The sequence below is a fragment of the Terriglobus sp. TAA 43 genome (assembly GCF_000800015.1).
Classification (GTDB): domain Bacteria; phylum Acidobacteriota; class Terriglobia; order Terriglobales; family Acidobacteriaceae; genus Terriglobus.
Map to the genome: position 1 here is coordinate 3,033,062 of NZ_JUGR01000001.1, position 17,990 is coordinate 3,051,051.

The window sequence follows — 17,990 nt, forward strand, 5'->3', positions numbered from 1 at the left end:
TCGCAGCGCTGAAGCTGTCATAACACGTCATAAGTTGCCATATCCCCGTGACATCACATTCCAGTCCCATATTGGTACTTCTCTTGCAATACACAACTGCGGAAGGCTGTCCCCCCTTTGGATTTTGGCCGCGAGGTCGAGTCTTGCTCATGACAGTTCTCTCTTGAGGATACGCATTAATGAAGAAACAATTTGTCCGTCTCGCCTTGGCAGCGGTCACTCTCGCCGGTGCTCCGGTACTCCTGTCTCCCTCAGTATTTGCGCAGGCTGTCTCAGTTAACGGTGGTGCTATCAGCGGTACCATCACTGATCCTTCTGGCGCGGTCGTCAGCGACGCTTCGATCTCCGTTTCGAACGCTGAAACCGGCTTTAAGCGTGATCTGACCACTGACAAGTCTGGCTTCTACCAAATTGGACCGCTGAATCCCGGCAAGTACGTTCTGACCGTGACAGCTTCCGGTTTTCAAACGACGACCGTTCAGACGGTTGTGCGTACCGGTACCGCCACGAACGGCAACTTCAAGCTGAACATCGGTCAGTCATCGACGGAAATCAGCGTCAGCACGAGTGACGTGCAGATCAACACCGATCAGGGCGGCGTTTCCGACGTGATCACGAAGCAGCAGATCGACACGCTGCCGATCAACGGCCGTAACTTCCTTGATCTTGCGCAGATCGAGCCGGGCGTCATTCTGCAGTCGGGCGAATCATTCGATCCCACCAAGGCTGGTTATTCGGCTATCTCCGTTGGCGGTGTTTCTGGCCGTACGACCCGCATCCTTCTGGATGGACAGGACATCACGGACGAGACCGTGGGCACCACGATCTTCAATGTGTCCGCTGGTGCGATCAACGAATTCCAGTTGAACCGTTCCACGCAGGACGTATCGGGTGAGTTGACGTCGACCGGCCAGGTGCTGGTTTCGACCAACAGTGGTACGAACCAGTTCCACGGCCAGGCGTTCTATCAGTTCCAGGATCATCGCGCACTGTTTGCTCACGCACAGAATGGCTTTGACGCTCCGTTCCAGCGCAACCAGTTTGGTGGCAGCATCGGCGGACCGATCATCAAGGACAAGCTGTTCTTCTTCGCGAACGCTGAGCGCATCAAGCAGGATTCTTCGGCAGTAGCTTCGCTGGGAACGTTGTTTACCTCGATCTCTGCAACGCATCCGACGATCCCGACGCCGTACCGCGAGACCTATTCCACTGTTCGTCTGGACTACAACGGACCGTGGGGCGCTCACTTCTTCGTGCGTGCGAACTACAACGTAAACTCGGTCGCTTCCAACTACGGTGATGGCTACTGGCTCTATGCGAACCGTGACAACACGCCGGGCATTGCAGCCGGTGCGGATTTCACCAGCGGTGGCGGCAAGTTCACGCACTCCTTCCGTGGATCGTATGAGAAGTTCCATAACCTGATCTCGGACTCGAGCACCAATCCGTCTCTGTACAACGGTATCCCCGGACTGAGCTTCTACTATTCGACTCAGCATCTGTACTCTGGCCCGAACTACCTTGCTCCGCAGGGCACGTTCCAGTCAGACAAGCAGCTGCGTTATGACGGATCGTGGACGAAGGCCTCGCATAACATCCGTTACGGCTACAGCCTGAACCGCATTCTCGGTGGTGGTTTCGCGTCGTTCTTTGGTCTCAGCCCGCGCGTTCGTATTGCTTCGTCCAGCCTGCTGGCGAACTGCAATGGCGTTGCTGGCGCTGCTGCTTGCCCCAGCGATCCGTTGCACGGCTACTCCGCATCGGGCATCGTTCTGGGTAACGGCCAGGGCTACTTCACTGAGAAGGGTGGATTCGGTCTGCCTGGCGGTGGCGTATTCGATTGGCGTAACGGCGCTTACGTGCAGGACAGCTGGAAGGTGACTCCGAACTTCACGCTGAACGCGGGTGTTCGTTGGACTCTGGATACGCAGCGTGCGAACCAGGATCTGACTCTGCCCACCTGCGCGGACGTGGACACCAGCACATTCACGGGAGCTTTGAACCCGTGCAGCGGTCTCGCCGGAAGCACTCCTCTACCGCAGCTCTGGAACTCGAACTGGACGGCGAAGAACACACACCAGCCGTACGGAAACTTTGCTCCGCAGATCAGCATGGTGTACCAGCTTCCGGATAAGAAGACGGTCCTCCGCGTTGGCTATGGCCTGTTCTATGAGGGCGACGTGATGAACAACACCACGAACGCTCGTACGACGTTGATCAAGCAAGGTGCATTCAACAACACTGCCTCCATCTGCCCGTACTACGGTGGGAGCTCGGTGCAATTTCCTGATGGAACAACGGTGAGTTCGATCAACGGTGTTTCCATCACAAACCTGTGCAACCAGCCTTTGGCAACTGCGGCGCCGAATATTCAGGCTCTGCAGGCGGCGTACCAGGCAAACACAAAGCAGAACGCCACTTCGACCAATGGCACCTATCTGGGTGAAACTCTGACCGCCAATGGTGGTTCGGGAACCACTGGTGGTCCCTACGGCACTGCTTTCCGCAGCCCGTACTCGCAGCAGTGGAACGCTGGTGTTCAGCGTGAAATCGTCAAGGGTGGTGTTCTGAGCGCGGATTACATCCATAACTCGACCATCAAGATCGCCCAGTGGGTCGACCAGAACCACATCGGTGCTGCTCGTTACCTGAATGCAACCGCTGCTCGCAATGCAATTGCAGCGACTGCGGCAAACTACACAGCATGCGCTGCTGCGGCGACCACGTCCGCTCAGGCAGACTGCGCAATCGCGAACGGTGCAACGCTGGATGACTTCGCTGGCAATGGTCTGGACTCGGGCTCGCAGTACCTCAGCGGTTATGCTGCTGCAGCAGCTGGCAAGACTCCGAACACGGGTGCAGCCTTCGCTGGTGCAAATGCTCTGCTTGGCAACGGTAACTTCCTGGTGCCGATTGGCCGCTCTGGCTATGACGCTCTGCAGGTGGTCTTCCGTCAGGTAGCTCAGCACCCGATGCCCGGCATCATGTCGTCGAACCTTCAGGTGTCGTACAACCTGTCCCGCATCGTTAGCTCCTACGGTGGCGCCACGAACTCTGACCAGTTCTTTGCAGCCGGCTCGTGGGACTATGACAACCCGAACCAGTACATGGGTCGCAACAGCCTCGATCGCAAGCACCAGGTCAACTTTGGTGGTTCGATGACGCTGAAGTATGGTCCGCGTATCGGTTTGATCGGCCACTTCTACTCGGCTGCTCCCACAACCCTGTCGCTTGACTCGTCGGATTCCACGGGTGGTATCTTCACCACGGATCTCACGGGTGACGGTAGCATTGCCGACCTGGCTCCAGGAACTCTGCCGGGCGACTACATGCGCCGCATCGGACCGAAGGGCCTTGCAGGCTACGTCAACAACTTCAACAGCACCTATGCTGGCACGCTAACGCCAGCTGGTAAGGCTCTTGTAAACGCAGGCATCCTGACCCAGGGCCAGCTCAAGGCAATGGGCGCCACCATCCAGCCCCTTGCGGCAGCGGCATCTACGGTTGCTCTGCCTCAACCGACCACTCGTTCTCTGGACGCCAGCTTCTCCTATCCGATTCGCCTCGCGAAGCTTCGTGAAGGAATCTCGCTGGAGCCGGAAATCGACTTTTATAACCTGGGCAACTTCGCAAACTTCAGCAGCACGGCTATGAGCGGCGTACTGCTCAACCAGACCTCTGCTGGCGCTGTGAACACCACCACGGGTTATCTGACCGGACCGAACAACTACGCCACGCTGAATGCAAATCGTATCCAGCGCGGTTCGGGAACCTACAACGTGGGCGCTGCCCGCACCACGGAGTTCAAGCTCAAGCTGAACTTCTAAGCATCATCCCGGAGGGGAAGAGGAGATGCGGAGGGCTTCGGCTCTCCGCATCTCTTTTTGTTGCCGGCGGAAATGTAAGATTCCCACTATGCAAAAGAGAAAGGCCGCAGCATCCGAAGATGCAGCGGCCCTTTCTTTAATTCGTCCAAATGATTATTTGCGCTTTGCGGCAGCTTTCTTTGCAGCGGCCTTCTTTGCAGTTGGGGCTTTCGCTGCGGGCTTTGCAGCCTTCTTCGCCACTGCTTTTTTCGCTACTGCTACTGCTACTGCCTTTTTCGGAGCGGTCTTCTTCGCTGCCGTTGTTTTCGTAGCAGCTTTCTTGGGTGCAGCTTTCTTTGCGGCAACCTTTACTGCTGCTTTCTTAGCTACGGCTTTCTTTGCAGCAGGTGCTTTGGCAGCGGCTGCGCCAGCCTTTGCACGAGTCTTGGCTACGGCCGCGTTAATCTCGCTGTTCAGATCGGCTGCGCTGATTGACTTTGCAGTCTTGCGCAGACGTTCCAAGCCGTAGAATTCGCGCTTTTCCGGCATGAACACGTGGACGACAAAGTCCACATAATCCATCAGGACCCATTCGCCCTGACGACGGCCTTCGACTGAGTTCGGCAGAACTCCAAAGTCCTTCTTCAGGCGGTATTCAATCTCGTCTGAGATAGCGACGTTCTGGCGTTCGTTCGTTCCGCTGCAGATCAGGAAGTAATCCGTCAGCGAGCTTTCCGATGGGTCCAGTGCCAGGATGCGGATATCTTCCGCCTTCTTACTGTCTGCCGCGTCCACTGCTGCGGCAAGCAAACGGTTCGCTTCCAATGTTGGCATTGTTCTCCTTCTCTACAACATTCAGGATAGACGCGCGCAGGCCCATTCTGCCACTGTCAGAACGTAACAAGCGAGATGGAATTTAACGGGCATGGTAAAGGTGCATACGCGCAATGTAGAGCGCCACCTTGGTGTTCAGCATGTCGCCGCAGGAGATTCCCAGTCGCAGACGCTCGCGAACGGAGCTGGCGGAGGTTTCTTCTTCCAGGTCAGTCAGCAGATGCACACGCTCGCGCTGTTGCGGCGAAAGCTGTAGCGATGTCAGGTCATCCAGATCAAACCCAGGACGCGATAGCACGATCCACTCGGCTTCTTCCAGCAGGCGTTCCGGCTCATGCCAGCGGCGAAGCGTAAGAAAGCTGTCTGCTCCCACAATCACGAAGAGCGACGCCTCTGGATGGAGCGTCCGTAGCGTGGCGAGTGCGTCCACAGTGTAGTTGGGCGAGCCATCGGCGCGCGGCGCATCCAGATCGGTAACTTCCAGCCTTGGGTCTTCCGCGCACAGGAGCCGAGTCATTGCCATGCGGTCTTCAAAGCCCGCGCCCGGCGTGTCCTTTTTCAGCGGCTGTACACCTGTGGGTGCCAGCAAGACGCGATCCAGCGCAAAGGCATCGGCAGCCTTGAGTGCAGCGTGAAGATGTGCGCGGTGGGGAGGATCGAATGTGCCGCCGAAGTAACCGATGCGCATGCTTGAGAAGCTTACCAGCCTAACATCACTTTGCGCAGACCCGGTCGACGCAGTAGAAGCCCGGTCCAAACAAGAAAACCGAAGACCACAGGCACAACCCACATCGGATCGCCCACGCGTGCGTGTGTCATCACAGCGCCGCCCATGTAGGCGGTCATCAGGATCGCTCCAATAGGAGCGGTGCGCGGAATCAGATACAACACGCTGCACAGCAGTTCGCACAGGCCAACCCACAGGATCAGGCTGGTGGGGATGCCAAACGGCGCCATGCCCTGCTTCACCATCTCTGCTCCGCTCAGTGCAGTGAAGGCCCCGGTGAAGAGCATTAACGCGGGTATCGCACTGAGCACCCAACCTGTCCAGAACTGTGCCCGGCTGGGCGTGCTTTCTTCCGGCATAAGCAAAACCCTCGTGGAGAATCGTTCCACGAGGGTACATGCCATGTGCGCCTATGCCAAGTGAGGTCTAGCGGTCGTCGAACATGCCCGCGATCGCGCCGCCGATGAGACCTCCGCCAATACCGGCGCGCGTCTCCTGGCTTGGCCCCGGAAGATAGCCCTGCAGAGCGTGCGCGAGGCGTGCGATGGGCAGCGTCTGCAGCCATACACGGCCAGGGCCGGTCAACGCGGCCAGGAAGATGCCATCGCCGCCAAAGAACATGTTGCGGATGCCGGGAACACGTGTGATCTGAAATGAGACACCCGCGTGGAACGCTCCCACGTGCCCTGGATGCACGCGCAGCGTCTCGCCCGGTGCCAGATCTCGTACAACGACTTCGCCGCTCAGCTCGAGCCACGCGGTGCCTTGCCCGTAGATCTTCTGCAACAGGAAACCGTCGCCGCCAAACAAGCCCGCGCCCAGAGACTGCTGAAAGCCCACGCCGAGACCAATGTTCTGCGTAGCGCACAGGAAGCCATGGCGATGAACCATGTACTCGTCGCCGTTGCCATGCAGCTCCACAGGAACGATATGGCCCGGTACTTTGGTGGCGAAGGCTACTTCGCCGGGGTAGCCCATAGCGGTGTACTCCGACATAAACAAAGTGCCGCCACCAGCCATGCGCTTGATGGCTCCCATAAAGCCGCCACCGCCACCAGCCTGTGTATGCGTGTGCATGTTGATGCTGGCGCTCATCCAGCTCAGTTCGCCGGCTTCAGAGATGATGGTTTCTCCGGGCTGCAGCAGAAATTCAATGGCGGGCATGGTGGTGCCGTGAATACGCGATTGCATGCGTTCCTCCAGCGCGCCGCTCACATCAGCGCGCTCCAGACTCAACATACGCCCATAGGACGTTCAAGGTTCCATGCAGCAACGCGGAATCTGGCGCTTTTCCACGCCAAGGGAACGTCGGTGGTCGTTTGCCGACCTCTTCCCGCAAGCTGAATTTTTACGAGAAATCCCAGCAATGCATTCAACTCCATGGGTGTATGCTTCTGGCCATGCGCACACGTGTGGTTGTATTAGGAGCCGGATTCGGCGGCCTTGAATTGACGACTGCCCTTTCTGAAGCATTGGGAGACAAAATCGACATCGTCTTGATCGACAAGAACGATGCCTTCGTATTCGGATTCTCAAAGCTCGACGTCATGTTTGGTCGACACCTGCCCTCAGAGGTACGTCATCCCTACAGCCAGATTCTGAAGCCCGGCGTGCGCTTCTTTCAGACCACCGTGCGATCGATCGATCCAGCATCGAAAGTTATCGTCACAGACGCTCAGACATTTGAAGCGGACTACCTGGTAGTCGCTCTCGGAGCGGACTATGACATCGCCGCGACGCCCGGCCTCGCGGAAGGCGGTAACGAGTTCTATTCCCCCGCAGGCGCCTTCGCCTTACGCGACGTGCTGGCAGAGTTCCGAAGCGGCCACGCAGTCATTGGCGTCACGGGCAAATCGTTCAAGTGCCCGCCCGCACCCAGTGAAACTGCCCTCATGCTGCATGACTTTCTGCAAACACGAGGCCTTCGCGACGCTACTCAGATCACACTCGTAATGCCATTCGGCGTACCGATCCCTCCATCACCGGAAACATCGCAAGCCCTTCTGGTGGCCTTTGCAGAACGCGGTATCCGTTTCGTGAAAGACAACCTTGTTACCAGCCTGGACCCCGCGCGGAAGGTAGCCGTGTTGAGCGGTGGCGAGGAAATTCCTTACGACCTCTTTCTGGGCATACCGGTGCATCGCGTGCCACAGGTCGTCGTCGAGTCCGGTCTGTCAGCCGATCCATTCGCGTGGGTGCCGGTGAACAAGCAAACATTGGAGACCAGCTTCCCCGGCGTGTACGCCGTCGGCGACGTCAACGGCGTGGGCACACCCAAAGCCGGCATCTTTGCCGAGGGCTCGGCAAGTGTCGTTGCCAAGAGAATCCTCGCCGACTTGACCGGTAGCCCAGCTCCCGATGAATACGGTGGCAAAGGCGCATGCTATATCGAATTCGGCGATGAAAAGGTCGCCCGAGTGGACGTCACCTTCTTGCACGGACCGCCTGTTGGTAGTTATCAAGCGCCCTCTGAAGCAATGGCCGCAGAGAAGAGCCTCTTTGGATCAAGCCGCATACAACGCTGGTTCCTGAGCTAACGCAGCCCAGGCTTGTTCCCTAACCAGAAGCGCCATCGCGTGAGTCACGCCCAAGATGTTTTCTGAAACAAAAAAGTGGCCGCACTGCGCGGCCACCTTATCGTTTTTCCGAAATTGTTTGGAGCACCGGGCCGGGATTGAACCGGCGAATACTGGTTTTGCAGACCAGCGCGTTAGCCACTTCGCCACCGGTGCTCGTTCTGCTTCTTACTTTACGCTGTTTGTGCGCAGGTAAGAAGCAGAGCCAAGCAGTTACTTCGGCTGCTGCGTCGTGCGCAGGTACGGCTTCACGGTCGTGTAGCCCGGGAACTTCACCGCTGCGTCGTCGTTGGAGACAGAACCGGCGATGATCACATCTTCGCCCTGCTTCCAGTTTGCAGGCGTCGCAACCGGGTGCTTCGCCGTGAGCTGAATGCTGTCCACAACGCGCAGAATCTCGTCGAAGTTGCGGCCCGTGGTCATGGGATACGCCAGCGTCAGCTTGATCTTCTTGTCCGGTCCAATCACGAACACGGTGCGCACCGGCGCATTGTTCGCAGGCGTGCGGCCTTCGCAGGTATCGCCAGCCTCGGCGGGCAGCATGTCATATAGCTTCACCACACTCAGGTCGTGGTCAGCAATGACCGGGAAGTTCACTTCGGCACCGGAGACATCCTTGATGTCCTGTGCCCACTTGGAGTGATCGTCCACCTTGTCGACGCTCAGGCCAATGATCTTTACGCCACGGTTAGCAAACTGCTGCTCCAGCGTGGCAGCGGCTCCCAGTTCGGTGGTGCAAACCGGGGTGAAGTCCTTCGGATGTGAGAAGAGTACAGCGTAGTTATCGCCAATCCACTCGTGGAAAGTGATCGGCCCCTGGGTGGTTTCCGCGGTAAAGTCAGGTGCGGTGTCGTTGATGCGGAGAGACATCGTATTGTTCCTCTTTCCTATTAGTCCTGAAGCAGAATTTCGTGATCTCGTGCAAAACAAAACCCACCTTTGACTTCGGGTGGGGGGCTGGTGCGATTGCGTCCTGTGGCTGCTCTTAGCGGCGCGCGACCGACCCTGCCTGCATACAGAGACAGCAGCAGTGGGTCGAGTTCAGACGCATCGTCATCACCTGCAACAATAGCGCTGGAGGTTTCACCATGTCAAACAGCCTTACACTCTCCTGGGCACAGGTGGATGTCTTTGCGGAACGGCGTTATGAAGGCAATCCGCTGGCAATCTTTTCAGAGGCAACGGGTTTGAGCACGGAGCAGATGCAAGCCTTGGCACGTGAAACCAACCTCTCAGAGACCACCTTCATCCTACCCGCCTCGCCTGACGAGGAGCTGCAAGACGGCGTGCGTGTACGCATCTTCACCGTGGAGGAGGAGTTGCCCTTCGCAGGTCATCCCACGCTGGGGACCGCGAGCTGGATCCGCGAAAATCTCCCCCACTTCGCAAATGCGGAAGAGGTAAAGCTGAAGCTGGACGCAGGAACCATCCCGGTGCGTTTTCGTGTGCCGGAGGATGACGAAGAGGGTATCCACGGCGAAATGCGTCAGCGAGATCCCGAATTTGGCGCTGTTCTGGCAAGGGAATCACTGCGTAATGCATGCGGTCTCGCCGCAGACGACCTCCACACGGTGCTGCAGCCTCAAGTGGTCAGTACCGGTCTTCCGTTCTGCATCCTGCCGCTCGTGTCGGTCGATGCATTGCAGCGTATGCGCGTGAATCAGAACGAATTGAAAGAGCTTCTAGCCGCCGCCGGGGCGAAGTTCGTCTATGCCATTGCCGATGCCGGTGAAGGCAAATGGCGCGCGCGCATGCCATTCAACGGCAGTGATGATCCCGCCACAGGTTCAGCCGCCGGCTGCTGCATCAGCTACCTGGTGAAGCATGGAGCCGTGGGCAGCGGTCAGACAGTTGTGATTCTGCAGGGACAGGAAGTGCATCGGCCGTCGCAGCTGCATGTCCGAGCCTCGTTCCAAGATGGGAAGGTGAGCGAAGTGTACGTCGCAGGCTGCACCGTCTTTGTTGCAACGGGACGGTTTACACACCCGTAATACAAAGCCTTTCCACGCGCGTTGCACAGGCTAAGTAATTGTTTTTACGCAACTTGATTGCAGTGGTGGAAACCTCGTCCAAAAGTTCGCACAGGTTTTCGCCTGAATTTCGCCGTTGCGCCGCCGCTTGAAGCTTCGTACTTTGGGAAAGCGCTGAACGAGACACATTCGTTTTGCGCAGTCGCTGCGCGGAGTTTCGCGAGCCCACTGACATTAGCTGTACCCCATTGAAGTGCCTTCTAACCGTAGGCAAACATCCCCGGCTGCGCGTTTTTTTCCACGCGTTCAGGCCAACGACCCCGTGCGCCCAAAGAGGCGTCGGATGCACCATTTTTTGCTCTGGAGACTAAGAACGACATGCGCCCCAAGAAGATCATCCTCTGCGTCGACGACAACGAACAGACCCTCTCCGTCCGCAAATTCCTGCTGGAAACCAAGGGATACCGCGTCCTGGCCGCAACCAGTGGCCATGAAGCCCTGGAAATTGTGGAGAAGTACGCGCCGGGTGAACTGTCGCTGCTGATCACGGATCTGCTGATGCCACAGATGGATGGTGTGGAGCTGGTCCGCCGCATGCGCGAAGCACAGCCCGGTCTGCCGTCGTTAATGGTCAGCGGGACCGTAACGGGCTACGAACGCGGCGTGGGCGCGGACATGTTCCTTCCGAAGGGCGCATGCTCGCCGGTGGAACTGCTGGAGCGTGTGCGGGTTCTGGTGGCCCGCAAGCGTGGTCCTAAGAAGGGTTCGCACCGCGTGCCGGTCCTGCCGCAGATCGCTGCGCAGCAGGCTGCTTAAAAACGAACACAGCGCTCGCGGCGGATTCCGCTGCGAGCGCTGTTTGCTTTTAAGCGCAACTCCTAGGCTTCCACCAGCCCGTAACGACGTTGCCAGTGCTGTTTCAACTGTTGCCTTACCAGCGCGCGTTCTTCATCGCTGACGTCTTTCAGTTGCACTTCCGCAAAGTCGGAAGCTTCCTTCTTTGCGATTTCCAACAGACGTCGATCACGCACAATGTTCGCCACACGGAAGTCCGGCAGCCCAGCCTGCTTTGTTCCGAAGAACTCGCCTGGACCACGCTGCGCCAGATCAAGTTCCGCAAGTTCAAAGCCGTTGTCCGTGGTCACCATCGCGTCAAGGCGTTGCTCCGCTTCCGGCGACACGCGCGCTCCGGTCATCAACACGCAATAACTCTTCGCAGCGCCACGTCCCACACGACCACGTAGCTGGTGCATCTGCGACAGCCCAAAGCGCTCCGCATGCTCAATCACCATCACGGAAGCATTCGGCACATCCACACCCACTTCAATCACGGTGGTAGAGATCAGCACATCAATATCGCCGCGCTTGAACTGCGCCATCACAATTTCTTTGTCATCCGCACTCAAACGCCCGTGCAGCAGTCCAAGACGCAGTCCATGCAACGGCCCATAGCGAAGCTCTTCAAACATCTCCACCGCGGATCGCAAAGAGGGCTTTTCAAACAACTCTTCTGCCTTCGCGGATTTTTTTGCGCTCTTCTTAGCAGCACTTTTCTTAGCCGTGGTTTTCTTCGCTACTTTGCTGCTGGCATTTTGACTCGCTGATTCGCCAGCTTGTTCGTCACTGGGGAAATCCAGTTCCGGCTGATCGTCTTTTGAGCCTTCAATCACGGGATACACAACGTACGCCTGTCGCCCCAGCGTGATCTGTTTCCGAACAAAATCCCAAACTTCCAGCGCGCGTTCTTCGCTCACCCGACGCGTCACCACAGGCGTCCTGCCCGGCGGCAATTCATCGATAACGCTCACTTCCAGATCGCCATAAATGGTCAACGCCAGCGTGCGCGGAATCGGTGTGGCGGTCATGACCAGCACATCAGGATCGGCGCTTTCGTCCTTCTTCATCAGGGTGAATCGCTGACGCACACCAAAGCGATGTTGTTCATCCACAATCACAAGGCCAAGATTCGCGAAGTCCACCTTCTGCTGAATCAGCGCCTGTGTGCCGATGATCAGTTCGGCTTCGCCACTGGCCACGCGGCGGCGCGCGCGACGTTTCTCTGCATCGTCCAGTGAACCGGTTAACAACGTGACCTTGTACTCGCGCGAGGCACGTTTCAGCAGCTTCTTCGCAGAAAGATAATGCTGCGTGGCAAGGATTTCCGTCGGCGCCATCATCGCGGCCTGGTATCCATTTTCAATGGCAACCAGAGCGGCTTCCATCGCAACAATCGTCTTGCCGCTGCCCACATCACCCTGCAGCAGGCGACGCATCGGCTGCGGCAAACGCATGTCTTCCACAATCTCGCCTAACACGCGCTTCTGCGCACCGGTGGGGCGGAAGGGAAGCACTTCCTTAATGGCATTGCGCACGCGTTCATCCGCAACAAACGCAATGCCCGCGCGTTCGCGCATGCGTTTGCGTTTCAGCTCCAGGCCCAGCTCAAGGTAGAAGAGCTCTTCAAAGATCAACCTTGCGTGTGCAGCTGTGTGAAAGCCCTGCAGATCGGCCATGGACGTGCCCGCAGGAGGGAAATGCGCCTCGCGCAACGCATCCAGACGCGTTGGCATGCCGAGCCGCTTCCGCATCGAGCGCGGCAACGGGTCCAGCAGCTCTGGCCCTTGCGCCAGGTCTTCCAGCAGTCGCCACACCACCTGTCGCATCCATCGCGAACCCAGCTTCGCGCCCCACGCGGTCGTGCCACCCAGCGATTCATAGACGGGCACAATGCGACCCACCTCCAGCATCACGGCGTCCTGCGGTTCGTCTGGTCCGGGCAGCATTTCAAACTGCGGCTGAATCATCTTGAACTGGCCCGCAGTGGAGCGCGACGACTCCAGCTTGCCGTACAGCGCCACCATCTGGCCGGGCTTGAACTTGTCCTGCAGATATTGTCCGCGAAACCACATGGCCTTCAGCGTCCCGGTGCCTTGCCCCACGGTCATTTCAAAGATGGGCATGGAGCGAGCGCGTAGCACGGTAGACCCACGCACTTCACCAATCACGCTGGCCATTTCACCAGCTTTTAGCGCGCTCAGCGGCTTCGGATCGAGTCGATTCTCATAGCGAAAGGGCAGGTGATACAGCACATCTTCCACTGTCTCCACGCCGCGTTTTTTCAGCGCCTCCGCATTGCGCGGGCCCACGCCTTTGATCAGCTGAACAGGCGTGGCGAGAGTCATCATTAAGGCGATGATAAGGCAAAGATGACGCTGAGTTCTCCACCGCTCCGCTGCTATGCTCAACGGTGAGGACATCCATGCCAATCATCAATATCCAGATGCTGGGAAGCGCTACCAAAGAGCAGAAGGCACAGATCGTAGAGGAGATCACCAACACCATGGTGAACATCCTGGGCAAGAACCCGCAGAACACCCACATCATCTTCAACGAAAAGAGCACGGAAGACTGGGGCCACGCGGGCGAGCTCGTCGCGAACCGGAAGAAGTAAGCCCAAATGCCTACCGTTCAACTCAATAACATCCGCAAGGTCTATGACACGAAGGTCGCTGTCGAAGGCCTCACACTGACCATTGAGCCGGGCCAGATGTTCGGCCTCCTGGGCCCGAATGGCAGCGGCAAAACATCGTCCATCCGCATGATGATCGGCATCACCGTCCCCGACAGCGGAACCGTCGAGCTGTTCAACAAGCCCTTTGATCGTAAGAGTCTGGAGCGAGTCGGCTATCTGCCGGAAGAGCGCGGTCTGTACAAGAAGATGAACGTACTTGAGCAGATCATCTTCATGGGGCAGTTACGCGGCCTGAGCGCAACAGAAGCTGAGAGGCGCGGCAAGGCATGGGCCGAGCGGCTGCAGATCACTGAGGCACTGCCCAAGAAGACAGAAGAGCTGTCGAAGGGCATGCAGCAGAAGATCCAGTTCATCACCACGCTCATCCACGAACCGGACCTCATCATCATGGACGAGCCGTTCAGCGGCCTCGATCCGGTGAACGGCGCGCTGCTGCAGGACACGCTGCTGGAACTGCGCAACGCGGGCAAAGCAATCCTGTTCTCCACGCACCGCATGGACCAGGTGGAAAAGATGTGCGACGCCATCGCCATCATCTATCGTGGCAAGCTGGTGCTGGAAGGCACCATGCGCGAAATCAAGCAGGAGTATCCGCGCAACCGCGTCGACGTAGTCTTTGAAGGCGACGACAGCTTCCTGAACAATCCTGAAGCGGAAGAAGTCAATCGGTACGGCAACGGCGTGGCATCGTTGAAGCTTCGCGGCCACCAGCCGGATGCTCAGCCGCTGTTGGCGGAAGCTGTTGCACGCGGCACGCGCATCACGCGTTTTGAAGTGAAGGAACCCACGCTGGAAGAGATCTTCATTGAGCGTGTGGGAGGCAACACCAATGCATAACATTTTCCTCATCGCCCGCCGCGAATACCTGGAACGTGTGCGCACCAAGGGATTCATGATCGCCACAATTCTGATTCCGCTGCTGATGGGCGGCGGTATTGCGGCGTCAATCCTCATCGCAAAGCACACCAAGTCGTCATCGCACATCGTCATCGTGTCGCCAGACCTGGCGCTCGCAACCGATGTCCAGCAACAGTTGGACGACGATACCGATCACAACATGCAACTCAACGTCATCGCGCCTCCCACTGTGAACACGCGGTCTACACTACTGCGCGAGTTGAAGGCGAAGGACATTGACGGCTACCTGTGGATCACTCCCGCAACGGTGCAGGGACAGAAGCCGTCGATTGAGTACAAGCAGGGATCGTCTGCAGACTTGGCCACGCGCAACACCGTACGCGATGCACTGGGCAAAGTTTTCACGCGCGAACGATTAATGAAGCAGGGCATGAGCTCTTCCGATGTGAAGACGTTGATGGCGCCCATCGACATGAGTTCTTCCAATGAACAACAGGACGATACTGGCGCGAACTTCGCCGGTGCGTACGTGCTCTTCTTCCTCATGTACATGGTCATCATGCTCTACGGCATGAACGTGGCGCGGTCCATCATCGAAGAAAAAACATCACGCGTATTTGAAGTGATGCTGGCCACCGTAAAGCCGGGCGAAATGATGGCGGGCAAGGTTATCGGCGTTGGCTCTGTGGGACTCACGCAGGTTTCGATTTGGATGCTCGCAGCCGTCATCCTCACGGCCACACCACTCATGGCTCACATGCTCGGCGGTGGCACACACATCTCCATCTCCGCGGAGCAGGTGGGCTTCTTTATCATCTACTTCCTGCTTGGCTATCTGTTGTATTCGGCAATGGCGGCTGCTCTGGGCGCCATGACGAATTCTGAGCAGGAGCTGCAGCAGTTGAACATGTTCCTGGTCATGCCGCTGGCCGCATGCATGATTTCGCTGCCGCTGGTGCTGAACGCCCCGCAGAATCTCTGGTCGCGTGTTTTGTCGCTGGTGCCGTTCTTCTCACCGCTGCTCATGTACATGCGAATCTCGGTTTCGCCGGTGCCATGGTATGAGATTGCCGCGTCCATCGTCCTGATGTCGATGACGATCTATGCAGTGCTGTGGATCGCCAGCCGCATCTATCGCGTTGGCATCCTCATGTACGGCAAGAAGCCAAACCTGCCTGAAATTCTGCGCTGGTTGAAGTACAGCTAGAGCGAAACCAAAGCAAAACAAGAACGCAGCACCGTCACAGGTGCTGCGTTTCGTTTTTAGCCGTGAAGCCTCTTACACCCGAATAGCGACGTTGCTTGCCGCCTCGTCCGCATGTTCATGGGCGCTGGGCACGGCAGAGCAATACCGTCGCCACCAAAGTGAATTGCGTGCCTCACCCGCAAACTCCGTAGGAGCACCCGGTTCCGGCATCCACAAGGGAAGTCCGGCTTCCGCGGCCAGCTTGGTAACCCGTTCCGGCGGCTGGTACCAAGAATGGAAGGCCAGGCTGAACAGGCCCCAGTGAATCGGCATCAGTACCTTCGCACGCAGGTCCACGGCTGCCTTCACCGCGTTGTCCGGGCCAAGATGAATCTGATCCCACAGCGGATCAAACGCGCCGATTTCCAGCGTGGCCAGATCAAACGGGCCATAGGTCTCACCAATCTCGCGATAGCCGGGCCAGTACCCCGAATCTGCGCCGTGATACAGGTTGTGGTGTTCCGTCTTCAGTACAAAAGACGACCATAGCGTCTCAAAGCGTTTCAGTCCGCGTCCGGAGAAGTGGCGTGCCGGCAGTGCCGTCAGCGTGAGCGGTGTTTTCGATCTGGAAGGAACGGTGAAGCTGTCCATCCATTGCATTTCATGAATTTTGTGGTCAGGAATGCCCCACTTCCGCAGCAATCCGCCCACGCCAATGGAACAAACAAACAGGGGTGTGCGTTCCTGTAACTGCAGCACAGCACTCTTATCCAGGTGGTCGTAGTGGTCGTGGGTCAGCAGAACGGCGTCGAGCTTTGGCAGCTCCGCAATGGTCAACGGCGGAGCGAAGAATCGCTTTGGTCCGAACCACTGCACCATGGACGTGCGCAGCGAAAAGACGGGGTCGGTCAGCACCGTGGTGCCATCGATTTCCATCAGCAGGGACGAGTGTCCCAGCCACGTCACGCGAAGGCCGGATACCGACGGCCGGTCAAAGGTATACACGTCTGTGCGGAACGGCCCCAGGGGCTTTCTGGGAACGCGTTCTTCCTTGCCGGTCAGCAGTCGCCGCAACATCTGCGGGAGATGCTTCATCGCGCCCACTTCCGTGGGAATCGGGTTCAGGTAGATGCCGTCTTTGGTCTCGGCGGGTTTCAAAAATGCCATCGATTAAATTGGATGCCGGGAAGCGTCGCGCGCCGCAAATATCCTCAGGAAAGTTGCATCGCCAGCAGCAGCCGCAACGGGAGTACCTTAAAGGGACGGGTGAAACATGCATTGGTCTGAGGCGCTGAAACTGGCGCTGCAATCGTTGTGGGTAAACAAGCTGCGCACAGTGCTCACGCTCCTGGGCGTGGTCATTGGCGTGGCTGCCGTTATCACCGTCGTCACGCTGGTAAACGGCGCGAACGCCTATGTCGATCAGAAGCTGAACACCTACGGTTCTGACGTGTTCACGCTGGGCAAACAGCCCGGATTGATCACCAGCTACGCGGAGTTTCAGAAGTACAACCGTCGCCGCAATATCTCTCTCGACGACTATCGTTACGTTCACGACAACTGCCAGCGTTGCAAGGAAGTCGGCGCAGCGTATTCCACCAATTCCAACTCGGTGAAGTACGCCAATGAAACCGGCACCGGTGTCTCCATTCGCGGATGGACGCCGAACATGCCGGACATTAACAACATCAACATTGTGCAGGGCCGCATGTTCACCTCCGTTGAGGATGAACGTGCCACTCCGGTCTGCATCGTGGGCAGTGACATCCAGGAGAACCTGCTCAAGGGCGAAGATCCCGTCGGCAAGGTCATCACCGTAGACGGCATGCCGTACACCATCATCGGCCTGGGTGAAAAGCAGGGAAAGACGCTCGGCGCAAGCCAGGACAACTACGTCATCCTGCCCATCACCACCATGCAGCGCATTTACAGTTCGCATTACAGCAACACGATTTATGTGAAGGGCCCCGGCTCCGGTCCTGTGCTGGAAGAGACAGCGGAAGAAGTGCGTACGCTGATGCGCTCCATCCGTCACGATCGTCTCGGCGAAGAAGACAGCTTCTCGCTGGAGTTAAACAACTCGTTCCTCGCGCTGGTACATACGGTGACATCGCTCTTCGGCGCCATCGCAATTCCTGTTGCGGCGATCTCGCTGATCGTCGGTGGCATCGTCATCATGAACATCATGCTCGTGAGCGTGACGGAGCGTACGCGTGAAATCGGCATACGCAAAGCGCTGGGAGCGAAGCGCCGCGACGTGCTGCTGCAATTCGTGATTGAGAGCGGCCTCATGGCTACCGCGGGTGGCATCCTCGGCGTGATGACTGGTGTGGCGATTGGATTTGCCATCTCCACGGTGGCTGGCTTCCCCATGAGCGTTGCGTGGTGGAGTGTTATCGTGGGCCTCCTTGTCAGCACCAGCGTCGGCATCTTCTTCGGTGTGTATCCCGCTCGCAAAGCGGCCATGCTCGATCCCATTACGGCTCTGAGGGCGGACTAAG

15 protein-coding genes and 1 tRNA gene are annotated in these 17,990 nt (G+C 57.8%); 8 read left to right on the forward strand and 8 right to left on the reverse strand.

Annotated elements, in window-relative coordinates:
• Positions 1–179 precede the first annotated feature (179 nt).
• Complete coding sequence (locus tag M504_RS12980; RefSeq protein ID WP_047492034.1) at positions 180–3,827, forward strand: carboxypeptidase regulatory-like domain-containing protein; 3,648 nt, start codon at positions 180–182, stop codon at positions 3,825–3,827.
• Positions 3,828–3,980: 153 nt separating this feature from the next.
• Here the strand turns inward: M504_RS12980 and rsfS are convergent, their stop codons facing one another.
• The 4 genes from rsfS to M504_RS13000 all read right to left on the reverse strand — a co-directional run bounded on the left by rsfS (position 3,981) and on the right by M504_RS13000 (position 6,558).
• The gene (gene rsfS, locus M504_RS12985; RefSeq protein WP_047492037.1) at positions 3,981–4,640 is read right to left on the reverse strand and encodes a ribosome silencing factor; all 660 of its coding nucleotides are present in this window, start codon (positions 4,638–4,640) and stop codon (positions 3,981–3,983) included.
• 82 nt (positions 4,641–4,722) lie between these two features.
• Positions 4,723–5,328, reverse strand: coding sequence for a nicotinate (nicotinamide) nucleotide adenylyltransferase (gene nadD, locus M504_RS12990; protein WP_047492039.1), 606 nt, complete (start codon positions 5,326–5,328; stop codon positions 4,723–4,725).
• A gap of 11 nt (positions 5,329–5,339) precedes the next feature.
• On the reverse strand, positions 5,340–5,726 hold the full coding sequence (locus M504_RS12995; protein WP_047492042.1) for a DoxX family protein: 387 nt from the start codon (positions 5,724–5,726) through the stop codon (positions 5,340–5,342).
• Between the two features lie 67 nt (positions 5,727–5,793).
• Positions 5,794–6,558, reverse strand: coding sequence for a TIGR00266 family protein (locus M504_RS13000; RefSeq protein WP_047494843.1), 765 nt, complete (start codon positions 6,556–6,558; stop codon positions 5,794–5,796).
• Between the two features lie 209 nt (positions 6,559–6,767).
• On the opposite strand from M504_RS13000, the gene M504_RS13005 reads away from it, so the two are divergent.
• Positions 6,768–7,904, forward strand: coding sequence for an NAD(P)/FAD-dependent oxidoreductase (locus tag M504_RS13005; protein ID WP_047494846.1), 1,137 nt, complete (start codon positions 6,768–6,770; stop codon positions 7,902–7,904).
• Between the two features lie 119 nt (positions 7,905–8,023).
• Here the strand turns inward: M504_RS13005 and M504_RS13010 are convergent.
• Positions 8,024–8,099 (reverse strand) — tRNA-Cys (locus tag M504_RS13010).
• Between the two features lie 57 nt (positions 8,100–8,156).
• Positions 8,157–8,813, reverse strand: a complete 657-nt coding sequence (locus M504_RS13015) for a peroxiredoxin (protein WP_047492045.1) — start codon at positions 8,811–8,813, stop codon at positions 8,157–8,159.
• Positions 8,814–9,031: 218 nt separating this feature from the next.
• Between M504_RS13015 and M504_RS13020 the strand changes: the two genes are divergently transcribed.
• Both M504_RS13020 and M504_RS13025 read left to right on the forward strand, forming a co-directional pair.
• Positions 9,032–9,934, forward strand: a complete 903-nt coding sequence (locus M504_RS13020; protein ID WP_047492047.1) for a PhzF family phenazine biosynthesis protein — start codon at positions 9,032–9,034, stop codon at positions 9,932–9,934.
• Positions 9,935–10,291: 357 nt separating this feature from the next.
• A complete protein-coding gene (locus tag M504_RS13025; protein ID WP_047492050.1) occupies positions 10,292–10,729 on the forward strand; it encodes a response regulator transcription factor in 438 nt (145 codons plus the stop codon).
• Positions 10,730–10,791: 62 nt separating this feature from the next.
• On the opposite strand, the gene recG is transcribed toward M504_RS13025, so the two are convergent.
• A complete protein-coding gene (recG, locus tag M504_RS13030) occupies positions 10,792–13,098 on the reverse strand; it encodes an ATP-dependent DNA helicase RecG (protein ID WP_047492053.1) in 2,307 nt (768 codons plus the stop codon).
• Positions 13,099–13,172: 74 nt separating this feature from the next.
• Between recG and M504_RS13035 the strand changes: the two genes are divergently transcribed.
• The 3 genes from M504_RS13035 to M504_RS13045 are packed head-to-tail and all read left to right on the forward strand — an operon-like array spanning position 13,173 to position 15,510.
• On the forward strand, positions 13,173–13,364 hold the full coding sequence (locus M504_RS13035) for a 4-oxalocrotonate tautomerase family protein (RefSeq protein ID WP_047492055.1): 192 nt from the start codon (positions 13,173–13,175) through the stop codon (positions 13,362–13,364).
• Positions 13,365–13,370: 6 nt separating this feature from the next.
• A complete protein-coding gene (locus M504_RS13040) occupies positions 13,371–14,282 on the forward strand; it encodes an ABC transporter ATP-binding protein (protein ID WP_047492056.1) in 912 nt (303 codons plus the stop codon).
• Complete coding sequence (locus M504_RS13045; protein ID WP_047492058.1) at positions 14,275–15,510, forward strand: ABC transporter permease; 1,236 nt, start codon at positions 14,275–14,277, stop codon at positions 15,508–15,510. The genes M504_RS13040 and M504_RS13045 overlap by 8 nt, the downstream gene beginning before the upstream one ends.
• A 72-nt stretch (positions 15,511–15,582) precedes the next feature.
• On the opposite strand, the gene M504_RS13050 is transcribed toward M504_RS13045, so the two are convergent.
• Complete coding sequence (locus tag M504_RS13050; protein ID WP_052200701.1) at positions 15,583–16,656, reverse strand: MBL fold metallo-hydrolase; 1,074 nt, start codon at positions 16,654–16,656, stop codon at positions 15,583–15,585.
• A gap of 106 nt (positions 16,657–16,762) precedes the next feature.
• Here M504_RS13050 and M504_RS13055 point away from each other — a divergent pair, with 106 nt between their 5' ends.
• Positions 16,763–17,989, forward strand: coding sequence for an ABC transporter permease (locus M504_RS13055; protein ID WP_047492060.1), 1,227 nt, complete (start codon positions 16,763–16,765; stop codon positions 17,987–17,989).
• Position 17,990: the final 1 nt, after the last annotated feature.